At 64.7% G+C, this 18,043-nt stretch carries 16 protein-coding genes; 8 read left to right on the top strand and 8 right to left on the bottom strand.

The window, feature by feature from the left end; translation table 11 throughout:
- Position 1: 1 nt before the first annotated feature.
- The 5 genes from IB255_RS22745 to IB255_RS22725 all read right to left on the bottom strand — a co-directional run bounded on the left by IB255_RS22745 (position 2) and on the right by IB255_RS22725 (position 5,871).
- The gene (locus IB255_RS22745; RefSeq protein WP_081520579.1) at positions 2 to 1,534 is read right to left on the bottom strand and encodes an inactive transglutaminase family protein; all 1,533 of its coding nucleotides are present in this window, start codon (positions 1,532 to 1,534) and stop codon (positions 2 to 4) included.
- 4 nt (positions 1,535 to 1,538) lie between these two features.
- Positions 1,539 to 2,081 carry an ATP-dependent zinc protease gene (locus IB255_RS22740; protein ID WP_081520578.1) on the bottom strand — a complete coding sequence of 181 codons (543 nt, stop codon included), beginning with the start codon at positions 2,079 to 2,081 and terminating at the stop codon, positions 1,539 to 1,541.
- Positions 2,082 to 2,365: 284 nt separating this feature from the next.
- Positions 2,366 to 3,259 (bottom strand): DUF2950 domain-containing protein, encoded by an 894-nt coding sequence (locus IB255_RS22735; RefSeq protein WP_081520577.1) that lies wholly within the window; start codon positions 3,257 to 3,259, stop codon positions 2,366 to 2,368.
- A 10-nt stretch (positions 3,260 to 3,269) separates the two neighbouring features.
- Positions 3,270 to 4,898 carry a DUF3300 domain-containing protein gene (locus IB255_RS22730; protein WP_192210887.1) on the bottom strand — a complete coding sequence of 543 codons (1,629 nt, stop codon included), beginning with the start codon at positions 4,896 to 4,898 and terminating at the stop codon, positions 3,270 to 3,272.
- A gap of 154 nt (positions 4,899 to 5,052) precedes the next feature.
- Positions 5,053 to 5,871 carry a pyruvate, water dikinase regulatory protein gene (locus IB255_RS22725; protein ID WP_017516884.1) on the bottom strand — a complete coding sequence of 273 codons (819 nt, stop codon included), beginning with the start codon at positions 5,869 to 5,871 and terminating at the stop codon, positions 5,053 to 5,055.
- Between the two features lie 166 nt (positions 5,872 to 6,037).
- Between IB255_RS22725 and ppsA the strand changes: the two genes are divergently transcribed.
- The 8 genes from ppsA to IB255_RS22685 all read left to right on the top strand — a co-directional run bounded on the left by ppsA (position 6,038) and on the right by IB255_RS22685 (position 14,094).
- On the top strand, positions 6,038 to 8,407 hold the full coding sequence (gene ppsA, locus IB255_RS22720; protein WP_081516449.1) for a phosphoenolpyruvate synthase: 2,370 nt from the start codon (positions 6,038 to 6,040) through the stop codon (positions 8,405 to 8,407).
- A 65-nt stretch (positions 8,408 to 8,472) separates the two neighbouring features.
- Positions 8,473 to 9,447 (top strand): alpha/beta fold hydrolase, encoded by a 975-nt coding sequence (locus IB255_RS22715; RefSeq protein ID WP_081516450.1) that lies wholly within the window; start codon positions 8,473 to 8,475, stop codon positions 9,445 to 9,447.
- Positions 9,448 to 9,543: 96 nt separating this feature from the next.
- Entirely contained in the window at positions 9,544 to 10,032 is a 489-nt protein-coding gene (gene rraA, locus IB255_RS22710) for a ribonuclease E activity regulator RraA (protein WP_024765711.1), read from the top strand.
- A 101-nt stretch (positions 10,033 to 10,133) separates the two neighbouring features.
- Positions 10,134 to 11,132, top strand: coding sequence for a zinc transporter ZntB (locus IB255_RS22705; protein WP_081516451.1), 999 nt, complete (start codon positions 10,134 to 10,136; stop codon positions 11,130 to 11,132).
- Positions 11,133 to 11,186: 54 nt separating this feature from the next.
- Positions 11,187 to 11,435: a hypothetical protein gene (locus IB255_RS22700; protein ID WP_017516812.1), complete on the top strand. Its 249-nt coding sequence runs from the start codon at positions 11,187 to 11,189 to the stop codon at positions 11,433 to 11,435.
- A gap of 2 nt (positions 11,436 to 11,437) precedes the next feature.
- Positions 11,438 to 12,262, top strand: a complete 825-nt coding sequence (locus IB255_RS22695) for a mechanosensitive ion channel family protein (RefSeq protein ID WP_081516452.1) — start codon at positions 11,438 to 11,440, stop codon at positions 12,260 to 12,262.
- A 73-nt stretch (positions 12,263 to 12,335) separates the two neighbouring features.
- Entirely contained in the window at positions 12,336 to 12,926 is a 591-nt protein-coding gene (gene sigX, locus IB255_RS22690; protein WP_045208526.1) for an RNA polymerase sigma factor SigX, read from the top strand.
- Positions 12,927 to 13,035: 109 nt separating this feature from the next.
- A complete protein-coding gene (locus IB255_RS22685; protein WP_081516453.1) occupies positions 13,036 to 14,094 on the top strand; it encodes an OmpA family protein in 1,059 nt (352 codons plus the stop codon).
- Between the two features lie 67 nt (positions 14,095 to 14,161).
- Here IB255_RS22685 and cobA read toward each other — a convergent pair whose 3' ends face one another.
- The 3 genes from cobA to nirD are packed head-to-tail and all read right to left on the bottom strand — an operon-like array spanning position 14,162 to position 18,029.
- Complete coding sequence (gene cobA, locus IB255_RS22680; protein WP_081516454.1) at positions 14,162 to 14,899, bottom strand: uroporphyrinogen-III C-methyltransferase; 738 nt, start codon at positions 14,897 to 14,899, stop codon at positions 14,162 to 14,164.
- A 36-nt stretch (positions 14,900 to 14,935) separates the two neighbouring features.
- Positions 14,936 to 17,650 carry a nitrate reductase gene (locus IB255_RS22675; RefSeq protein WP_081516455.1) on the bottom strand — a complete coding sequence of 905 codons (2,715 nt, stop codon included), beginning with the start codon at positions 17,648 to 17,650 and terminating at the stop codon, positions 14,936 to 14,938.
- Between the two features lie 49 nt (positions 17,651 to 17,699).
- Positions 17,700 to 18,029 (bottom strand): nitrite reductase small subunit NirD, encoded by a 330-nt coding sequence (gene nirD, locus IB255_RS22670; protein WP_081516456.1) that lies wholly within the window; start codon positions 18,027 to 18,029, stop codon positions 17,700 to 17,702.
- Between the last annotated feature and the right edge of the window lie 14 nt (positions 18,030 to 18,043).

Genomic DNA, 18,043 nt, shown 5'->3' with positions numbered 1-18,043 from the left:
CTTAGTCCTTGAGGAAGGCTTTGAAGCGGAACAGTTCGGTCAGGCGGTAACCGCGGTAGCGACCCATCGCCAGCATGAACGACACCAGAATCAGCAGCACGGCCGGGAAGGTGAACACGAAGTACACCAGCTCCGGTACGCGCATCAGGATGTGCGCCAGGGCAGCGGCGAACAGGGTGCCGATGGCAGCCTTCATGGCGTGGGCGGCGCCGCGCTCTTCCCAGGTGATCGACAGGCGTTCGATGCTCATGGTCAGGATCACCATCGGGAACAGGGCGACCGACAGACCGCTCTCGAAGCCGAGCTTATGGCTGAGCAGGCTGATGGCGGCGATCATCACCACCACGAAGGTCAGCACCACCGATAGGCGTGGCAGCATCTGCAACTTCAGGTGTTCCAGGTACGAGCGTAGCGACAGGCCCAGCGCGGTGATCACGGTGAACAGGCCGATGCCCCACTGCAGGCCGGTCTCGCGGAAGGCCAGGGCGATCAGCACCGGGGTGAAGGTGCCCAGGGTCTGCAGGCCGATCAGGTTGCGCAGGATCAGGATCACCAGCACGCCGAACGGGATCATGATCATGATCTGGAAGGTCTGCTGGGTGGACAGCGGCAGGCCGTACAGCGAGTACTCGAGGAAGGCCGCGTCGGTGTTCTCGTCCGACAGCTTGGCCAGGCGGATGGCGTTCATCTCGCTGCTGTTGAGGCTGAAGCTGACCTGGGCCTTCTTGCCACCTTCGATGGACAGCAGGCTCTCGTCACCCAGCCACCAGATCAGGCGATCGTTGGGCAGGCCGCGCTCGCCGGTTTCCGGGTTGAAGTACAGCCATTCCTTGCCGTTGTAGCTGCGCAGCCAGAGTTCGGGCTGCTGCGGCTGGTTGGCGACCAGGCGGATGGTGTGCACGCGCTCCAGCGGCACATGGGCCACCGCGAGCAGGGTTTCGACCACATGCGAGCGCTTGTCCAGGCTGGTATCGCCGGCCAGCAGCAGCTTCACGTTGTCGTCATTGAGGTTGTTGGCGCGCTTGATGGCTTCGCTGACGAAGGTCTCGACGTCCGCCGAGTGCTGGCGGATGGGCGCGATCAGGGCTTCGGCGGCGATCTTGTCCGGGCCTTCCAGGGGCAGGCTGTCGCGGAAGATCGGGCCCTTTTCCTTGGCCTTCTCGGTGGCGCCGGCATAGCGCTTGGTCAGCACCAGGCGGTAGTAGAGGGTCTGCTGGCCGCTGGCGCGGCGCGAGGACCAGGTCACCTTGCGGTTGCCGTCGGAGCGGTTGATGCCCACGCCGTAGTTGTTGGAGACGAAGCTCTCGTTGAGGCTGACGTAATCCTGGGCCAATGGCGGCACGAACATCTGCACCTTCACCGGAGTCTTCGGCGTGGCGACGAACTCGACCTTGGCGTCGATGTTCCACAGGTCGTCGGTCTCGGCCTCGGTCATGGGAATGCCGAGGACGAAGATCTGGTAGGCGGTGATCGCGACGCCCAGCGTCAGCAGGATGGCGATCAGGACCTTCAGATGCAGGGTAAGAGAGCGCATGGGATTACTCGGCAGGTTTCGCTACGGGTTGGCAGCCGGGCTTGCCGGCAGCGTATTTCAGGCTCGGGTCGACCAGGGCACCGAAGCGCTTGAGCGCGTCGGAGCCGATCAGAAGCGGGTATTGGAAGGCGCTGCGGTCGGTAAGGTTCACTTCGATGGTGCGCAGGGCCTTGCCCATGCACAGCTGAAGCTCGATGACCGGACGCGCGGTATAGGCCTTGCCTTCGTCAGGGTCGTAGTCGCCGTGGCGGCGCTTGATCTTGCTGATGCGCGCCAGGGGTTTCTCGATCGGCTGGCTGTCGGCGGTGTCGGTGGCCAGGTAGAACCGCACCCAGGTCTCGCCATCGCGCTTGAAGCGCTTGATGTCGCGGGCGCTGAGGGAGGCGGTCTTGGCACCGGTGTCGAGCTTGGCGGCCAGTTCGATGTCCAGGTCGTTGATCCGGGCGTATTCGTTCAGGCCATAGACGGTCTTGCCGGCAGCTGCGCTGATGCCGGGAAGCAGGAAGATGCTCAGGAAGAGGAGCAGGGCAGTGGGCTTGAGTCTCATGGGCCTTGATGAGTGAGTGGCCGCAAAGCCTTGAAAAGAAACGCCCCGGTCGTCACCCCAAATGGCTGTGGCCGGCATGCCGGCCGGCGTGGCCTGGTGACGCCAGGCAATAGCGCGCCGAATTCTATCATGTGGTTTTTCGCTGGCGACAGTCGGTTGGCGTGTTGGCAGGGTATTTGTTTCAGGCATATGACAGGGGGCTTGCGGGCCCGCCGAATGCCGGGCGAGCGGCGGGCTCTGCCAGAACCCGTCCGACCGCCAGGCGGCCGGGTGGGTTCAGTCACTCAGGGCTTTTCCTCCTCGGCGGTGACCTCGGTCCAGCTACTGTCCGGGTCGAAGCGGCTCATCTTCTTGGCGATCTTGTCGCTCTCCGGGCCGAGGTTCTTGGAGAAGATCTCGCCATCGTGGCTGATCATGAAGCTCATCACGCCGCTGTCGCCGTACTTCACCGGCCAGGCGATCAGGGCAAAGCCGCGGGTCATCCTGCCGCCGATCTTGTAGTCGTAGGCGCCACCGGGGGCCGAGGGGCCCTGGGCGGTGAGGATGCGGTAGTGGTAGCCATGCCAGCCGTCGCCCGGCAGGTCGTCGCCGAACAATGGGCCGAGCGGGCTTTCCTCGCCACCGTCTTCCTCCGGCCAGTACAGACCGTCATGGTGCCCGTCGCTGCTGACGAACTGCTGCGCGTACTCCAGGACGCCATCGCCGTTGCGGTCAACCTCGGCGTAGTCCATCTGCGCATCGTGGTACGCCTGCACGGCCTCCAGGGTCGACTCCTCGTTGCGGCCGATGCGGCGAATGCGGATTTCCTCGCCGCCGGCCTTGGCGTTGAAAGCCCAGCCGTTCTTGTCGTGGACGATCGGCAGGGGCAGGGTCCAGGGATCGTTGCCGACGACCAGATGGGCGAGGTGCGGGTTGTCCTTCTCGATCTGGTGCTTGTCCTTGTAGTGGGCGAGGAAGGCGTCCACCTCATCCCGGTCGATGCCGGCGGTCGGTATATAGCTCTGCCAGTCCTTGCCCAGCAGGGCGGCCAGGCGTTCGGGGTCGGCTTTTTCGGTGCCGAGCGCGGCGATGAAGGCGTCGGCGGCCGCGTCGGGGGTGGGGAAGCTGTCCTGGGCCAGCAGGCTGGCAGGCAGGGCGGCGAGGAGGGCGAGCGCCAGCAGGCGCGATGCGATGGGCATGGCTCGTCTCCTAGCGGCGCCGGCCGCCGCCGGAGGGCGCGCGGGCAGGACGTTGGACGGTGTGACCGGCGCGGGCGGCCTGCGGGCGGCTGGCGGCGGCGCGACTGGCTTGGCCGCGGTTGGCAACTTCGCGGGACTGTCTGGGGTTGTTGGCGCCGGCGAAGGCATTGTTGCGTGGGGCCTGGGTGCGGGCATGCTGCTGGCGCGCCTGTTCGCGGATCTGCTGGTTGTTCTGCGTCCGCGGCCGTTGCTGTGCCTGGTTGCTGCGGTTCTGCACCTGGTTCTGCGCACGCTGGCGGTTTTCCGGGGTACGGTTCAACTCGCGGGTGGCAGCCTGCGCCCGCTCACGGGCCTGGGCGTTGTCGCGGTTGCCTTGCTGCAGACGCTGCTGGGCTTGCGGGTTGTCCCGCAGGTCGCGGGTTGCCGCCTGCGCGCGCTCGCGGGCCTGGGCATTGTTCGCCGCCGGTGGGGCGATGCCTCGTTGGCTCAGGCTCTCCCTGGCTTTCGCGCGCTCCTGGGTGCGGGCCGAGTCGAACCCGCGCAGCGCATCGCGCTGCTCGCCCCCGGCCAGCCGGCGGTTGTACTGCTCGCGGCTGGCCGAGTCGCGGTAGGGCACGCCATTGCGGTAGGTCGGGTTGTGCTGCCACTTCGCCCGGTTGCCATTGACGTTGCCGGTGAAATCTTGATTCACATTCCGGTTCACGTTCCGGTTGCTGTTGAAGTTGTTGTAATGCTCGACGTCGACGTCGATGTCATGGTCGTCCCAATCACAATCGCCCCAGAGCGAACCGACGATGGCGACGCCCGCGCCGAACGCCAGGCCGGTGGCCAGCGCCGTGGCGACCGGGTATTCGGGCGGCGGCGGGTAATACACCGGCGGGCTGGCGGGATAGGGCCAGGAGCCGTAGACCTGCGTGGGGTTGTAGCTGGGCACATAGACCACCTGCGGATCGGTGGGCTCGATGATGATCGTCTGCGCCGCTGCCGGTTGCTGCACTACTACGGTGTCTCCACCGGAAGCGGGCTGCGCCGGTGCCGGCTGGGCGGCCGGCTTGATGGTCACGGTCTGCTGCTCGTTCGACTGCAGGTTGCCGGCGGCCTGGGCCTGGCGACGCAGGCGCTGGATGGAATCCATCACCGCATCGGGCTGGGCGAGGAAGGCATCGCCGACGCGTTGCACCCAGGCCGGGTCCTGCCCCAGCGTGGCGAGCACCAGGGGGAAGGCGACCAGCGACTGGACGCTGGGGTCCCAGGGTTGGTTGGCGACCTGTTTCACCGCGTCATCGCCTACCGCCTTGGGATTGGCCTTCGACCAGGCTGCGGCGTCGGCCACGTTACCGGGGTAGGTGGTGGCCATCAGCACCTGGGCCAGCAGCGAATCGGGATACAGCGCCAGCGGCGCGAGCATCTGGTCCAGTTCCTCGACGCTGAACACCGCCTGCGAGGGCGCGGCAGCGGGCGCGGCCGGGGCGGCGGCTGGAGGCGGGGCAGGGGGCGCTGGCGGAGGAGGCGCTGTCGCGGCGGGCGGGCTGGCGGGTGGCGTGGCGGCCGTGGCGGTCTTGGCGACGGGCTTGTCGCCCGAATCGCAACCCGTCAATGCCAACAAGGCGACCAGAATCAGGTACTGACATTCTCGCATGGCGCTCTCCTGTGCCGGGAATGCCCGATCCGTGAAAACTGCCACGGGTAAAACGCGGGTTCAGAGAATGATAGGCGCCCGAATGAAAGGCTGCAGAAAGTCGAACGGCCGGTGATGCCGGCCGTCGGTTGGGGGATTTTTACGCGGTGGCCGGTTACTTTAGCCGGCGCTCGACGCCTTTCTCGACGAGGATCTTGGCGGAGATCTCCTCCACCGAGAAATGCGTCGAGTTGATGTAGGCGATGTTCTCGCGGCGGAACAGATTCTCCACCTCGCGAACCTCGAACTCACACTGGGCGAAGCTGGCGTAGCGGCTGTTGGGCTTGCGCTCGTGGCGAATGGCGGTGAGCCGGTCCGGGTCGATGGTCAGGCCGAACAGCTTGTGCTTGTAGGGCTTGAGCGCGTTGGGCAGTTGCAGGCGCTCCATGTCTTCTTCGGTCAGCGGGTAGTTCGCCGCGCGGATGCCGTATTGCAGGGCCATATAGAGGCAGGTGGGCGTCTTGCCGCAGCGCGAGACGCCGACCAGGATCAGGTCGGCCTTGTCGTAGTAGTGGGTGCGGGCGCCGTCGTCGTTGTCGAGGGCGAAGTTCACCGCATCGATCCGCTCCATGTAGTGCGGGTTATGGCCGATGCTGTGGGATTTTCCGACGGAATACGACGAGTCTGAGGATAATTCTTGCTCGAGCGGGGACAAAAAGGTCGAGAAGATGTCAATCATGAAACCGTTGGATTGCGCCAGGACCGAGCGGATCTCACGATTGACGATGGTATCGAAGATGATCGGTCTTGCCCCGTCCGCCTCCGCAGCCCGGTTGATTTGCTGTACCATGACGCGCGCCTTTTCTTCGGTATCGATGTAAGGTCGTGTCAGTTTGGTGAAGTTGATGTTCTCGAACTGCGCCAGAAGGCTCTGGCCGAGGGTTTCGGCAGTGATGCCGGTGCCGTCGGAGATGAAGAATGCAGTTCGTTTCATGTGCGCTGCGGGCCTTATAGGTAGGATCGAATCCTGGTTATGATAGGCCCCGCGTTTGCAAGGCCCTTTGCCGGGGCATTCTCACCCATTTTTCCGGCTCCGGCCAGACAGGGTGGGGCCGCACCGACTTGTATGACCTTTTCCAACACTTAGTGGAGAGATCACCTTGGTAGAGTACGTAGTTTCCCTCGATAAGCTCGGCGTCCACGATGTCGAACATGTGGGGGGCAAGAACGCATCCCTGGGCGAAATGATCAGCAACCTCGCCGGTGCCGGCGTTTCCGTACCGGGTGGCTTCGCCACTACCGCCCAGGCCTACCGTGACTTCCTCGACCAGAGCGGCCTGAACGATCGCATCCACGCGGCCCTCGACGCCCTGGACGTGGACGACGTCAACGCCCTGGCCAAGACCGGCGCGCAGATCCGCCAGTGGGTGATGGACGCCGAGTTCCCCGAGCGTCTGGATGCCGAGATTCGCAAGGCTTTCGCCGAGATGGCTGGCAGCAACGACAACATGGCCGTGGCCGTGCGTTCCTCCGCCACCGCCGAAGACCTGCCGGACGCTTCCTTCGCCGGCCAGCAGGAGACCTTCCTGAACATCCGCGGCGTGGACAACGTGATCCGCGCGGCCAAGGAAGTCTTCGCCTCCCTCTTCAACGACCGTGCCATTGCCTACCGCGTCCACCAGGGCTTCGACCACAAACTGGTCGCCCTGTCCGCCGGCGTGCAGCGCATGGTCCGCTCGGAAACCGGCACCGCCGGCGTGATGTTCACCCTGGACACCGAATCCGGTTTCCGTGACGTGGTGTTCATCACCGGCGCCTACGGCCTCGGCGAGACCGTGGTGCAGGGCGCGGTGAACCCCGACGAGTTCTACGTCCACAAGCCGACCCTGGAAGCCGGCCGCCCGGCCATCCTGCGTCGCAACCTGGGCAGCAAGGCGATCAAGATGATCTACGGCGACGAAGCCAAGGCCGGCAAATCGGTCAAGGTGGTCGACGTGGAGAAGGCCGACCGCGCCCGCTTCGCCCTGTCCGACGCCGAAGTGACCGAGCTGGCCAAGCAGGCCCTGATCATCGAGAAGCACTACGAGCGTCCGATGGACATCGAGTGGGCCAAGGACGGTGACGACGGCAAGCTGTACATCGTGCAGGCCCGTCCGGAAACCGTTAAGAGCCGTTCCAGCGCCAACGTGATGGAACGCTACCTGCTCAAGGAAAAAGGCAAGGTCCTGGTCGAAGGCCGCGCCATCGGCCAGCGCATCGGCGCCGGCCCGGTGAAGGTGATCCACGACGTTTCCGAGATGGACAAGGTCCAGCCGGGCGACGTGCTGGTCTCCGACATGACCGACCCGGACTGGGAGCCCGTGATGAAGCGCGCCAGCGCCATCGTCACCAACCGTGGCGGCCGTACCTGCCACGCCGCGATCATCGCCCGTGAACTGGGTATCCCGGCAGTCGTCGGCTGTGGCAACGCCACCGCGGCGCTGAAGGATGGCCAGCGCGTGACCGTATCCTGCGCCGAAGGCGATACCGGCCTGATCTACGAAGGTGAACTGGGCTTCGACGTCCGCCAGAACTCGGTCGACGCCATGCCCGACCTGCCGTTCAAGATCATGATGAACGTCGGCAACCCGGATCGTGCCTTCGACTTCGCCCAGTTGCCGAATGAAGGTGTGGGCCTGGCCCGCCTGGAATTCATCATCAACCGCATGATCGGCGTGCATCCCAAGGCGCTGCTGAACTTCGCCAGCCTGCCGGCGGACATCAAGGAAAGCGTCGAGAAGCGCATCGCCGGCTACGACGATCCGGTCGGCTTCTACGTCGAGAAGCTGGTCGAGGGCGTCAGCACCCTGGCCGCGGCTTTCTGGCCGAAGAAGGTCATCGTGCGTCTGTCGGACTTCAAGTCCAACGAATACGCCAACCTCATCGGTGGCAAGCTCTACGAGCCGGAAGAAGAGAACCCGATGCTCGGCTTCCGTGGCGCCTCGCGCTACATCAGCGAATCCTTCCGCGACTGCTTCGAGCTCGAATGCCGCGCGATGAAGAAGGTCCGCAACGAGATGGGCCTGACCAACGTCGAGCTGATGGTGCCGTTCGTCCGTACCCTCGGTGAAGCCTCCCAGGTCGTCGACCTGCTGGCCACCAACGGCCTCAAGCGTGGCGAGAACGGCCTGCGCGTCATCATGATGTGCGAGCTGCCGTCCAACGCTCTGCTGGCCGACGAGTTCCTTGAGTTCTTCGACGGCTTCTCCATCGGCTCCAACGACCTGACCCAGCTGACCCTGGGCCTGGACCGTGACTCGGGCATCGTCGCGCACCTGTTCGACGAACGTAACCCGGCGGTGAAGAAGCTGCTGTCCAATGCCATCCAGGCGTGCAACCGCGCCGGCAAGTACATCGGCATCTGCGGCCAGGGCCCGTCGGACCACCCGGACCTCGCCAAGTGGCTGATGGAGCAGGGCATCGAGAGCGTGTCGCTGAACCCTGACTCGGTCCTCGACACCTGGTTCTTCCTCGCCGAAGGCCAGTCCTGACGGTTCCTTCTCCATCCTGAGAAGGGCGGGTGATTTCACCCGCCCTTTTTTATGCAAGCGATTCCATGCAAAGCAGCAGTCAACTCTTCCCCGTCGCGCTAGTCAGCGCGGAATTGCGCGGCGACCTCACCGAGGACGTCTACCGCCTCAAGCCGAACAACAGCCCGGACTCCAGCGTCGAGCTGGCGATCACCCGTCTCGGTTGCCCCGAAGGGCGGCGTGGCGTGCCGGTGATCCTGTTGCACGGCAGCTTCTCCAACCGCCGCTTCTGGTTCTCGCCCAAGGGTATTGGCCTGGGTGCGTATCTGGCGCGTGCCGGCTTCGATGTCTGGATCGCCGAGATGCGCGGGCATGGCCTGTCGCCCCGTAACGCTGACTACGATCGCAATCGTGTCGCCGACTACGCACGTTTCGACCTGCCGGCCATTGCCAATTTCGTGGTCGAGCAGAGCGGCCAGGCGCCGCATTGGGTCGGGCACTCTCTGGGCGGCGTCACCCTGGCTGCCGCGCTGGGCGGCGGCTACCTGAATGAGCAGCAGGCCGCCAGCGCGGCGCTGTGCGGTAGCCAGATCAGCCGTACCTACTGGCCGCTGAAGCTACCGCCCGTGGCCTGGGGCGGGCGCTTGCTGCTCAAACGCATGGGCGGGCTGTCCGGTTCGCGCCTGAAACGCGGGCCGGAGGACGAGCCGCTGGGGCTCGCCCTGGAGGCCCTGCACTGGTACAGCCTGTTCGGCCGCTTCGGCGAGAAGGACAACGACTGGTGGGGCGGTTTGCAGAAGGTTTCCCTGCCGGTGCTGGCCATCGGCTCCGATGGCGATATCCAGGACCCGGCCTGGGCCTGTCGCAAGTTGCTGGAGCAGTTCGGCTCCGAGATCCGGCAGTTCCTGCACCTGGGGCGGCGCCAGGGCTTCTCGGAAGATTTTGGTCACATCGAGATGCTGATCAGCAAGGGCGCCCAGCGTGAGGTCTGGCCACTGCTGCAATACTGGCTGGAGCACAGCGGCTTGCCGGAAGGGCAGGGCGCTCTGGCGCGGGCTTGAGCTTGGCGTGGCAGGGAGTAGACTGTGACGCCATTGCGGCTTTCGGTCACATCCAGGCCTGAAACCCTGCCGGATTTCATCAAGAGGAGCTTCTCCATGCATTACGTCACCCCCGATCTGTGCGATGCCTACCCGGAGCTGGTCCAGGTCGTCGAGCCGATGTTCAGCAACTTCGGCGGACGGGACTCCTTCGGTGGCGAGATCGTCACCATCAAGTGCTTCGAGGACAACTCGCTGGTCAAGGAGCAGGTCGAGAAGGATGGCAAGGGCAAGGTGCTTGTGGTCGACGGCGGCGGCTCGCTGCGCCGTGCACTGCTGGGTGACATGCTGGCCGAGAAGGCCGCCAAGAGCGGCTGGGAAGGCATCGTGGTGTACGGCTGCATCCGTGACGTCGACGTGATCGCGCAGACCGATCTGGGCGTGCAGGCGCTGGCCAGCCACCCGATGAAGACCGACAAGCGCGGTATCGGCGACCTCAACGTGGCCGTGACCTTCGGCGGCATCACCTTCCGCCCGGGCGAGTTCGTCTATGCCGACAACAACGGCATCATCGTCTCGCCTAAAGCGTTGAAAATGCCGGAATAATTCGAACCTTCCAGCTGAAGTTCGGGTCAATGCCGGGAGCGAAAGCTTCCGGCATTTTTCATGGGGCCTCGCGCAAGCGACCTTGAGCGAAGGAAAAGGGCATGCAGCAGTACGAGAGCGGCACGGAACGCGGACTGATCGACGGCTTCGTGCTGGACGGCCACGGTGGTGGCCGGCGGATCACCCGGAGCGAATTGCCGCTGCTGGATCTCAAGCCCGAGGAAAGCCTCTGGGTGCACTGGGATCGCGGTGTACCCGAAGCCCAGTCCTGGCTGCGCGAATCCAGCGGTCTGAACGAATTCGCCTGCGACCTGCTGCTGGAAGAGGCCACCCGCCCGCGCCTGGTCGACCTGGGGGGCGAACGCCTGCTGCTGTTTCTGCGCGGGGTCAACCTGAACCCCGGTGCGGTGCCTGAGGATATGGTCTCGCTGCGGGTCTATGCCGAGTCGCAGCGGGTGATTTCCCTGCGCCTGCGTCCGCTCAAGGCGGTGGCCGACCTGCGCGCCGACCTGGATGCCGGCACCGGCCCGAAGACGGCCTCGGAAGTGGTGCTGTACCTCGCCCACTACCTCACCGACCGCGTCGATACCCTGATCGGCGGCCTGGCTGATCAGCTCGACGCGATGGAAGAGGCCATCGAGGAAGACGAGCGCAGCATTCCCGACCAGCACCAGCTGCGCACCCTGCGGCGACGTGCCGCGGGATTGCGCCGTTACCTGGCGCCGCAGCGGGAAATCTACTCGCAGATGGTCCGGTTCAAGGCGTCCTGGACGGTGGCCGACGACGCCGACTACTGGAATGAGCTCTACAACCGCCTGACCCGCAACCTGGAAGAACTGGAGCTGGTGCGCGAGCGCATCAGCCTGATCCAGGAAGCCGAACATCGTCGAATTACCGAGCGGATGAACCGCACCATGTACCTGCTTGGTATCATTACCGGCTTTTTCCTGCCCATGAGCTTCGTGACCGGTCTCCTGGGCATCAACGTCGGCGGCATTCCCGGCTCCAGTGCACCCTACGGCTTCGCCGTGGCCTGCCTGGTGATCCTCGGGATAGTGGCTTTCCAATGGTGGATATTCCGCCGCATGCGTTGGCTCTAGGTGTGACTTTTGAGGTGGTGGGGGCGTCAAGCACCTCACACAGGCGAGGTGCGTATGCACGACCCATTTGAAGAATCCTTGCGCGATCTGCTGCGAATGCCACCGGAACAGCCGGGAGACGATTCGCGCCTGGATCGCGTCCTGAAGACCGCCAACCGCCAGGTAGGCGCGGGCGATCTGTTCAGCCTGATGGGGCACTGGTTCCAGGCCCTGTCCATTGGCGTGAGCCGTGGCGCCGCGCACCTTGCACCCGTCTCGCGCCACGCGCAGAATTCCGCCCCTTCCGCTGACAAGGCCGACTGAACATGCAATTCGACATCTGGACGCAAAGCCTGCTCACCGCCATGAACACCCTGTGGGGCAAGCTGGCCGGGTTCATCCCGAACCTGCTCGCCGCGCTGGTGATCGTGCTGCTCGGCTTCGTCGTCGCCAAACTGCTCGATGCGCTGATCTCCAAGCTGCTGGCCAAGCTCGGCCTCGACCGCCTCATGGCGGGTACCGGCCTGACCAAGCTGTTGGCTCGTGCCGGCATCCAGGTGCCGGTCTCGACCCTGATCGGCAAGATCATCTACTGGTTCGTGCTGCTGGTATTCCTCGTCTCCGCGGCGGAGTCCCTCGGTCTGCAGCGCGTCTCGGCAACCCTGGACATGCTCGCGCTGTACCTGCCCAAGGTGTTCGGGGCGGCGCTGGTGCTGATCGTCGGCATCCTGCTCGCCCAACTGGCCAACAGCCTGGTGCGCGGCGCGGCCGATGGTGTCGGCCTGGAATACGCCAACGGCCTGGGGCGCGTGGCCCAGTGGCTGGTCATCATCATCAGCATCTCGGTGGCCATCGGCCAGCTCGAGGTCAAGACCGACCTGCTGAACTACATCATCGCCATCGTGCTGATCACCATCGGCCTGGCTGCCGCCCTGGCCCTGGGCCTGGGCAGCCGTGAGGTGGCAGGGCAGATCATCGCGGGTATTTACGTGCGGGAGCTGTATCAGGTCGGACAACAGGTGAAAGTGGCTGATGTCGAAGGCATCATCGAGGAAATTGGTACCATCAAGACTATCCTGCTGACAGACGAGGGTGAGCTGGTGTCGATCGCCAACCGCATTCTGCTCGATCAGCGTGTAACCAGTCGCTGAAGATGATGACCGATTACCGGTACGGCTTCCTGAAAGCCGCGCCGGACGCTGACTTGACCTGGCCCGACCTGACTTGAACAAGCCGCAATCACTGTCCTTGCGCTATGACCCGCGCCAGCTCACCGACGAGGAGCTGGTGGAGCGTTCCCACGAGGAGCTCTACCACGTGACGCGGGCCTATGAAGAGCTGATGCGCCGATACCAGCGCACGCTGTTCAACGTCTGCGCGCGCTATCTGGGCAACGACCGGGACGCCGATGATGTGTGTCAAGAGGTCATGCTCAAGGTGCTGTATGGTCTGAAGAACTTCGAGGGAAAGTCGAAGTTCAAGACCTGGCTGTACAGCATCACTTACAACGAGTGCATTACCCAGTATCGGAAGGAACGGCGCAAACGCAGATTGCTCGATGCGCTGAGTCTGGATCCAGTCGAGGAAGCCTCTGAAGAGAAGGCTCCGAAAGTCGAAGAACGGGGTGGACTAGACCGCTGGCTAGTTCATGTCAATCCCATTGATCGGGAAATTCTCGTGCTTCGATTTGTTGCGGAACTGGAGTTCCAGGAGATCGCCGACATCATGCACATGGGGCTTAGCGCCACAAAGATGCGCTACAAACGTGCACTCGATCGAATGAGAGAAAAGTTTTCGAATGTGACGGAATCTTAGTCCGGGAAATATTGTCTCTCTGTTTGGCAAGTTCTGATAAACTTGCCACCCAAGTTGTACGGCCTATGGTTAGGACAACTTATTGACCACCAAGATGGGGATTTAACGGATGAAACTGAAGAACACCTTAGGCGTCGTAGTTGGCTCGCTGATCGCCACCGCCGCTGTCAATGCCTTCGCTCAAGGCCAGGGCGCCGTCGAAGTCGAAGCATTCGGCAAGCGCTACTTCACCGACAGCACCCGCAACATGAAGAACGCGGACCTGTACGGCGGCTCCGTTGGTTACTTCCTGACCGACGACGTCGAGCTGGCTCTGTCCTACGGTGAGTACCACGACGTACGTGGCACCTACGAGACCGGCAACAAGAAGGTCCATGGCAACCTGAGCACTCTGGACGCCATCTACCACTTCGGCACTCCGGGTGCTGGCAACCTGCGTCCGTACGTTTCCGCCGGCGTTGGCCACCAGAGCCTGACCAACATCAACTCCGACAACGGTGGTCGTCAGAACCTGACCATGGCCATGGTCGGTACCGGTCTGAAGTACTACTTCACCGAAAACTTCTACGCCAAAGCCAGCCTCGACGGTCAGTACGGCCTGGAGAAGCGTGAGAACGGTCACCAGGGCGAGTGGATGGCTGGCCTGGGCGTCGGCATGAACTTCGGCGGCGGCGCCAAGCCGGCCCCGGCTCCCGAGCCGGTTGCTGAAGTCTGCTCCGACTCCGACAACGACGGCGTCTGCGACAACGTCGACAAGTGCCCGAACACCCCGGCCAACGTCACCGTTGACGCCAACGGCTGCCCGGCTGTTGCCGAAGTCGTTCGCGTTCAGCTGGACGTGAAGTTCGACTTCGACAAGTCCAAGGTTAAAGAGAACAGCTACGCTGACATCAAAAACCTGGCTGACTTCATGAAGCAGTACCCGTCCACCTCCACCACCGTTGAAGGCCACACCGACTCCGTCGGCACCGACGCCTACAACCAGAAGCTGTCCGAGCGTCGTGCCAACGCCGTTCGTGACGTACTGGTCAACGAGTACGGTGTTGAAGGCGGCCGCGTAAACGCTGTTGGTTACGGTGAGTCCCGTCCGGTTGCTGACAACGCAACCGCCGAAGGCCGCGCTGTTAACCGCCGCGTAGAAGCCGAAGTGGAAGCCCAAGCCAAGTAATTGGTCTGAGCTGACGAGAAAAACCCGGCCTAGGCCGGGTTTTTCTTTGCCTGCAGGAAAGTGAATTTCAGGCGGTGCGGGCCAGGATTGCCTGCTGCGCAGCGGCGGCGACTTCGCCGATCACCAGGATTGCCGGGCTCTTCAGGGCGAAGCTCTGGGCGTCTTCCAGCATGTCGCCCAACTGGCTGCGGTATTCGCGTTGGGCGGGCAGGGATGCGTTCTCGATCATCGCCACCGGCGTGCCGGCCGCCATGCCGCCTTCGAGCAGTCCGTCGCGGATTTCCGCCAGTTTCGCCACGCCCATGTACACCACCAGCGTTGTTCCGCCTTCGGCCAGGCCGCGCCAGTTCAGCGGGCTGTCGTCCTGGGTGTGTGCGGTCACCAGGGTCACACCCCGGCTGACACCACGCAGGGTTACGGAGATGCCGCACTGAGTCGCTGCTGCCAGCCCGGCAGTGATGCCGTTGACCAACTCGCAATCGATGCTCCGCGCAATCAGCCAGTCAGCTTCTTCGCCGCCACGGCCGAAGATGCACGGGTCGCCGCCTTTCAGGCGTGCGACGCGGCGGCCCTGGCGGGCGTAGCGCAGCATCAGGCGATGGATGAAGTCCTGCGGGGTGGAGCGGCAGCCGCCGCGTTTACCGACGCGAATCACTCGCGCCAAAGGGCAGTGCTCCAGCACCGCCGGATTCACCAAGTCGTCGATGAGCACCACGTCGGCCTGAGCCATGGCCCGGACGGCCTTCAGGGTCAGCAGTTCCGGGTCGCCGGGGCCGGCGCCGATCAGCCAGACTTTTCCACTCATGTCGTTCTCCTCAGGCTGCCGTCTTCGCGGCTTGATTCAGGCGGTAGCGGCCAGCGGCTTCTGAGCCAGCAGGCGCTTGATTTCCGGTACGCAGGAGCCGCAGGCGGTCCCGCACTTGAGTTCGCATTTGAGGCCTTCCAGGTCCAGGCCCTTGTCGATCCCGGCCTGGATGCGGCTCTGGCTGACGTTCAGGCAGTTGCACAGCGTCTTGTCCGCCGCCGCGCCGGCTTTACCCGGGGCGGCGCTGAGCGGGGCGAGCAGCCAGCGGCGCAGCTCCTGGTCCGCGCGGCCTTCCTTCCACAATTCGCGCAGCCAGGCGCGGGCGGCGGTTTCGCCGGCCAGGCGCAGCGAGACGATTCGCGATTGTTCGATACGCACGCGTTTGCCGACGGTGCGGCGCGGGTCGTCATAGGCCATGACCGGACCTTCACCGAGGTCGAGCAGGGCGTCGATGCGGGCCAGCCAGTCCGCGCTGGGCGCTTCGTGGTGTGCGGCACGGATCACCAGTGCCGGGCGTTCACGGCCGGTGGGGCTGAAGCTGGCGTAGCGCAGGTCTTCGAACAGCGGGCGCAGGGCGTCGAAGCGCTTCTGCACCTCACCTTCCACCAGCGCGAAGAACTGCCAGGGCAGCTCGATGCGGCTGACTTCCACCGTGGCGTGCTTCAGCTCGGGCTGGCGCGACAGCGGGTCCACCGCCGGCAGGGTCAGCACGTTGATGCCCAGGCCCTTGAGGAAGCGGTCGCCCCAGTGCATCGGCAGGAAGGCCTGGCCGGGACGCAGGCGGTCGTCGGCTTGCACCGGCAGCACCAGTTCGCCACGGCGACTGTGCAGGCGAACCAGTTGGCCGTCGCTGATGCGCCGGCGGCGCAGCTCGTCCGGGTGCAGGCCGAGCACGGCTTCTTCCACGTGGCCGAACAGTTGCGGCGCGGTGCCGGTACGGGTCATGCCATGCCACTGATCGCGCAGGCGGCCGGTGTTGAGGATCAGCGGGTAACGTGCATCGCGCTTTTCCTTCGGTGCTCGGTAGGGCTCGGCGATCAGTCGCGCGCGGCCATTGGCGGTGGGGAACTGTCCGTCGCCATACAGGCGCTCGGTACCCTGGGTTGCACCGGCCCGGAAGGGCCATTGCTGCGGGCCACGGGTGTCCAGCAGGGCGTAGTCGACGCCGGACAGATCAAGATCACGATCACGGGTCAGCAGCTTGAATTCGTCGAACAGCGAGGACGGCGAATCGAAGTCGAACAGGCTGTTTTCGCCGGGGCGCAAGCGCTGCTCCAGGCGGCGGGCGAAGTCGCAGACGATGTTCCAGTCCGCCCGCGCTTCGCCGATGGCCGGGATGGCCGGGCGCACATGGCTGATGCGGCGTTCGGAGTTGGTCACCGTGCCTTCCTTCTCGCCCCAGCTGGCGGCCGGCAGCAGCAGGTCGGCGTACTGGCAGGTCTCGCTGGTGGTGAAGGCTTCCTGGACGATGACGAACGGGCAGGCGGCCAGGGCTTCGCGCACGCGGGTCTGGTCTGGCAGTGATTGGGCCGGGTTGGTGCAGGCGATCCACAGGGCCTTGATGCGCCCGTCGCGTACTGCGTCGAAGAGTTCGATGGCGCTCAGGCCGGGGTTCTCCGGCAGTTGTTCGACACCCCAGTAAGCAGCCACTTCGGCACGGTGTTCGGCGTTGGCCGCCTCGCGGTGGCCGGGCAGCAGGTTGGACAGGCTGCCAGTCTCGCGGCCGCCCATGGCATTGGGTTGGCCGGTGAGGGAGAAGGGGCCGGCACCGGGGCGGCCGATCTGCCCGGTGGCCAGGTGCAGGTTGATCAGCGCACTGTTCTTCGCGCTGCCGGCGGTGGACTGGTTAAGCCCCATGCACCAGAGCGAGAGGAAGGAAGGCGATTGGCCGATCCACTGGGCCGCGCGTTGCAGGTCGTCGACGGCGATGCCGCAGATTTCTGCGACGGCCAGCGGACCGTAGTCGCGTACCAGGGCCTTGAGTTCATCCAGGCCGTCGGTGTGGGCTTCGATGAAGGCGCGGTCGGTCCAGCCTTCCCAGAGCAGGATGTGCAGGATGCCGTGGAACAGCGCGACGTCGGTGCCGGGCAGGATCGCCAGGTGCAGGTCGGCCTGCTCCGCGGTGTCGGTGACGCGCGGATCGATGACGATCAGCTTCATCTCCGGGCGACGTGCGCGGGCCTCTTCCAGGCGGCGGAACAGTACCGGGTGGGCGTAGGCCATGTTGCTGCCGGCGATCATCACGCAGTCGGCCAGTTCGATGTCCTCGTAGCTGCAGGGCGGGGCGTCTGCGCCCAGGCTGCGCTTGTAGCCGACCACCGCCGAGGACATGCACAGGCGCGAGTTGCTGTCGATGTTGTTGGTGCCGACCAGGGCGCGGGCGAGCTTGTTGAAGGCGTAGTAGTCCTCGGTCAGCAACTGGCCTGAGACGTAGAAGGCCACGCTGTCCGGCCCGTGCTCGCGGAGGGTTTCGGCGAAGACGCCGGCGGCATGCTCCAGCGCGGTGTCCCAGTCGGTGCGGGCGCGCGACAGGCTCTTGCCCATGCGCAGCTCCGGGAATTGCGCACGGGCGTCCGCGTCGCCGGTGAGGTGCAGGGTCGAGCCCTTGCTGCACAGGCGGCCGAAGTTGGCCGGATGCTGCGGGTCGCCCTGCACGCCGAGGATGCGCTCGTCGTCGTGCTCGATCAGTACACCGCAACCCACGCCGCAGTAGCAGCAGGTGGAGGCGGTAGTGCGACGGTTGTGGGTCATGGCGCAGCCTCGCTCTGAATCGGAAGCAGGGAAATCAATCGCAGGGGGATCAGGCGCAGTGGGCGAGGTTGTCGCGCAGGGCCAGCAGCACGCGGCCATCTTCGATCTTTACCTCGTGGCGATGGGCGCAGCCCTGGTCGGGGGCCACGGCTTCGCCGCTGGCCAGTTCGATCTGCCAGTTGTGCAGCGGGCAGGCCACGCGCTTGCCGTAGATCAGGCCCTGGGACAGCGGGCCGCCCTTGTGCGGGCAGCGGTCGTCGAGGGCGAAGACCTCGTCATCGGAGGTGCGGAAGATCGCGATGTCGCCCTTGGGGCCGGCGATGACGCGCGAGCCCAGCGGGTTGATGTCGTCCAGGGCGCAGATGTCTAACCAGTTCATGGGGTGTCTCCGGC

The organism is Pseudomonas sp. PDM22, assembly GCF_014851965.1.
Taxonomy (GTDB): domain Bacteria; phylum Pseudomonadota; class Gammaproteobacteria; order Pseudomonadales; family Pseudomonadaceae; genus Pseudomonas.
Note: the sequence above shows the minus strand (reverse complement) of the source record. Positions and strands in the feature narration are given on the sequence as shown.

What these genes read in the sequence shown, in the direction of transcription:
- nirD (WP_081516456.1), bottom strand. Translation starts at nt 18,029, where the DNA reads ATGAACTGGTTAGACATCTGCGCCCTGGACGACATCAACCCGCTGGGC.
- IB255_RS22735 (WP_081520577.1), bottom strand. Translation starts at nt 3,259, where the DNA reads ATGCCCATCGCATCGCGCCTGCTGGCGCTCGCCCTCCTCGCCGCCCTG.
- IB255_RS22725 (WP_017516884.1), bottom strand. Translation starts at nt 5,871, where the DNA reads ATGAAACGAACTGCATTCTTCATCTCCGACGGCACCGGCATCACTGCC.
- IB255_RS22685 (WP_081516453.1), top strand. Translation starts at nt 13,036, where the DNA reads ATGAAACTGAAGAACACCTTAGGCGTCGTAGTTGGCTCGCTGATCGCC.
- IB255_RS22675 (WP_081516455.1), bottom strand. Translation starts at nt 17,650, where the DNA reads ATGACCCACAACCGTCGCACTACCGCCTCCACCTGCTGCTACTGCGGC.
- IB255_RS22730 (WP_192210887.1), bottom strand. Translation starts at nt 4,898, where the DNA reads ATGCGAGAATGTCAGTACCTGATTCTGGTCGCCTTGTTGGCATTGACG.
- IB255_RS22745 (WP_081520579.1), bottom strand. Translation starts at nt 1,534, where the DNA reads ATGCGCTCTCTTACCCTGCATCTGAAGGTCCTGATCGCCATCCTGCTG.
- IB255_RS22700 (WP_017516812.1), top strand. Translation starts at nt 11,187, where the DNA reads ATGCACGACCCATTTGAAGAATCCTTGCGCGATCTGCTGCGAATGCCA.
- IB255_RS22695 (WP_081516452.1), top strand. Translation starts at nt 11,438, where the DNA reads ATGCAATTCGACATCTGGACGCAAAGCCTGCTCACCGCCATGAACACC.
- cobA (WP_081516454.1), bottom strand. Translation starts at nt 14,899, where the DNA reads ATGAGTGGAAAAGTCTGGCTGATCGGCGCCGGCCCCGGCGACCCGGAA.
- IB255_RS22715 (WP_081516450.1), top strand. Translation starts at nt 8,473, where the DNA reads ATGCAAAGCAGCAGTCAACTCTTCCCCGTCGCGCTAGTCAGCGCGGAA.
- IB255_RS22740 (WP_081520578.1), bottom strand. Translation starts at nt 2,081, where the DNA reads ATGAGACTCAAGCCCACTGCCCTGCTCCTCTTCCTGAGCATCTTCCTG.
- rraA (WP_024765711.1), top strand. Translation starts at nt 9,544, where the DNA reads ATGCATTACGTCACCCCCGATCTGTGCGATGCCTACCCGGAGCTGGTC.
- IB255_RS22705 (WP_081516451.1), top strand. Translation starts at nt 10,134, where the DNA reads ATGCAGCAGTACGAGAGCGGCACGGAACGCGGACTGATCGACGGCTTC.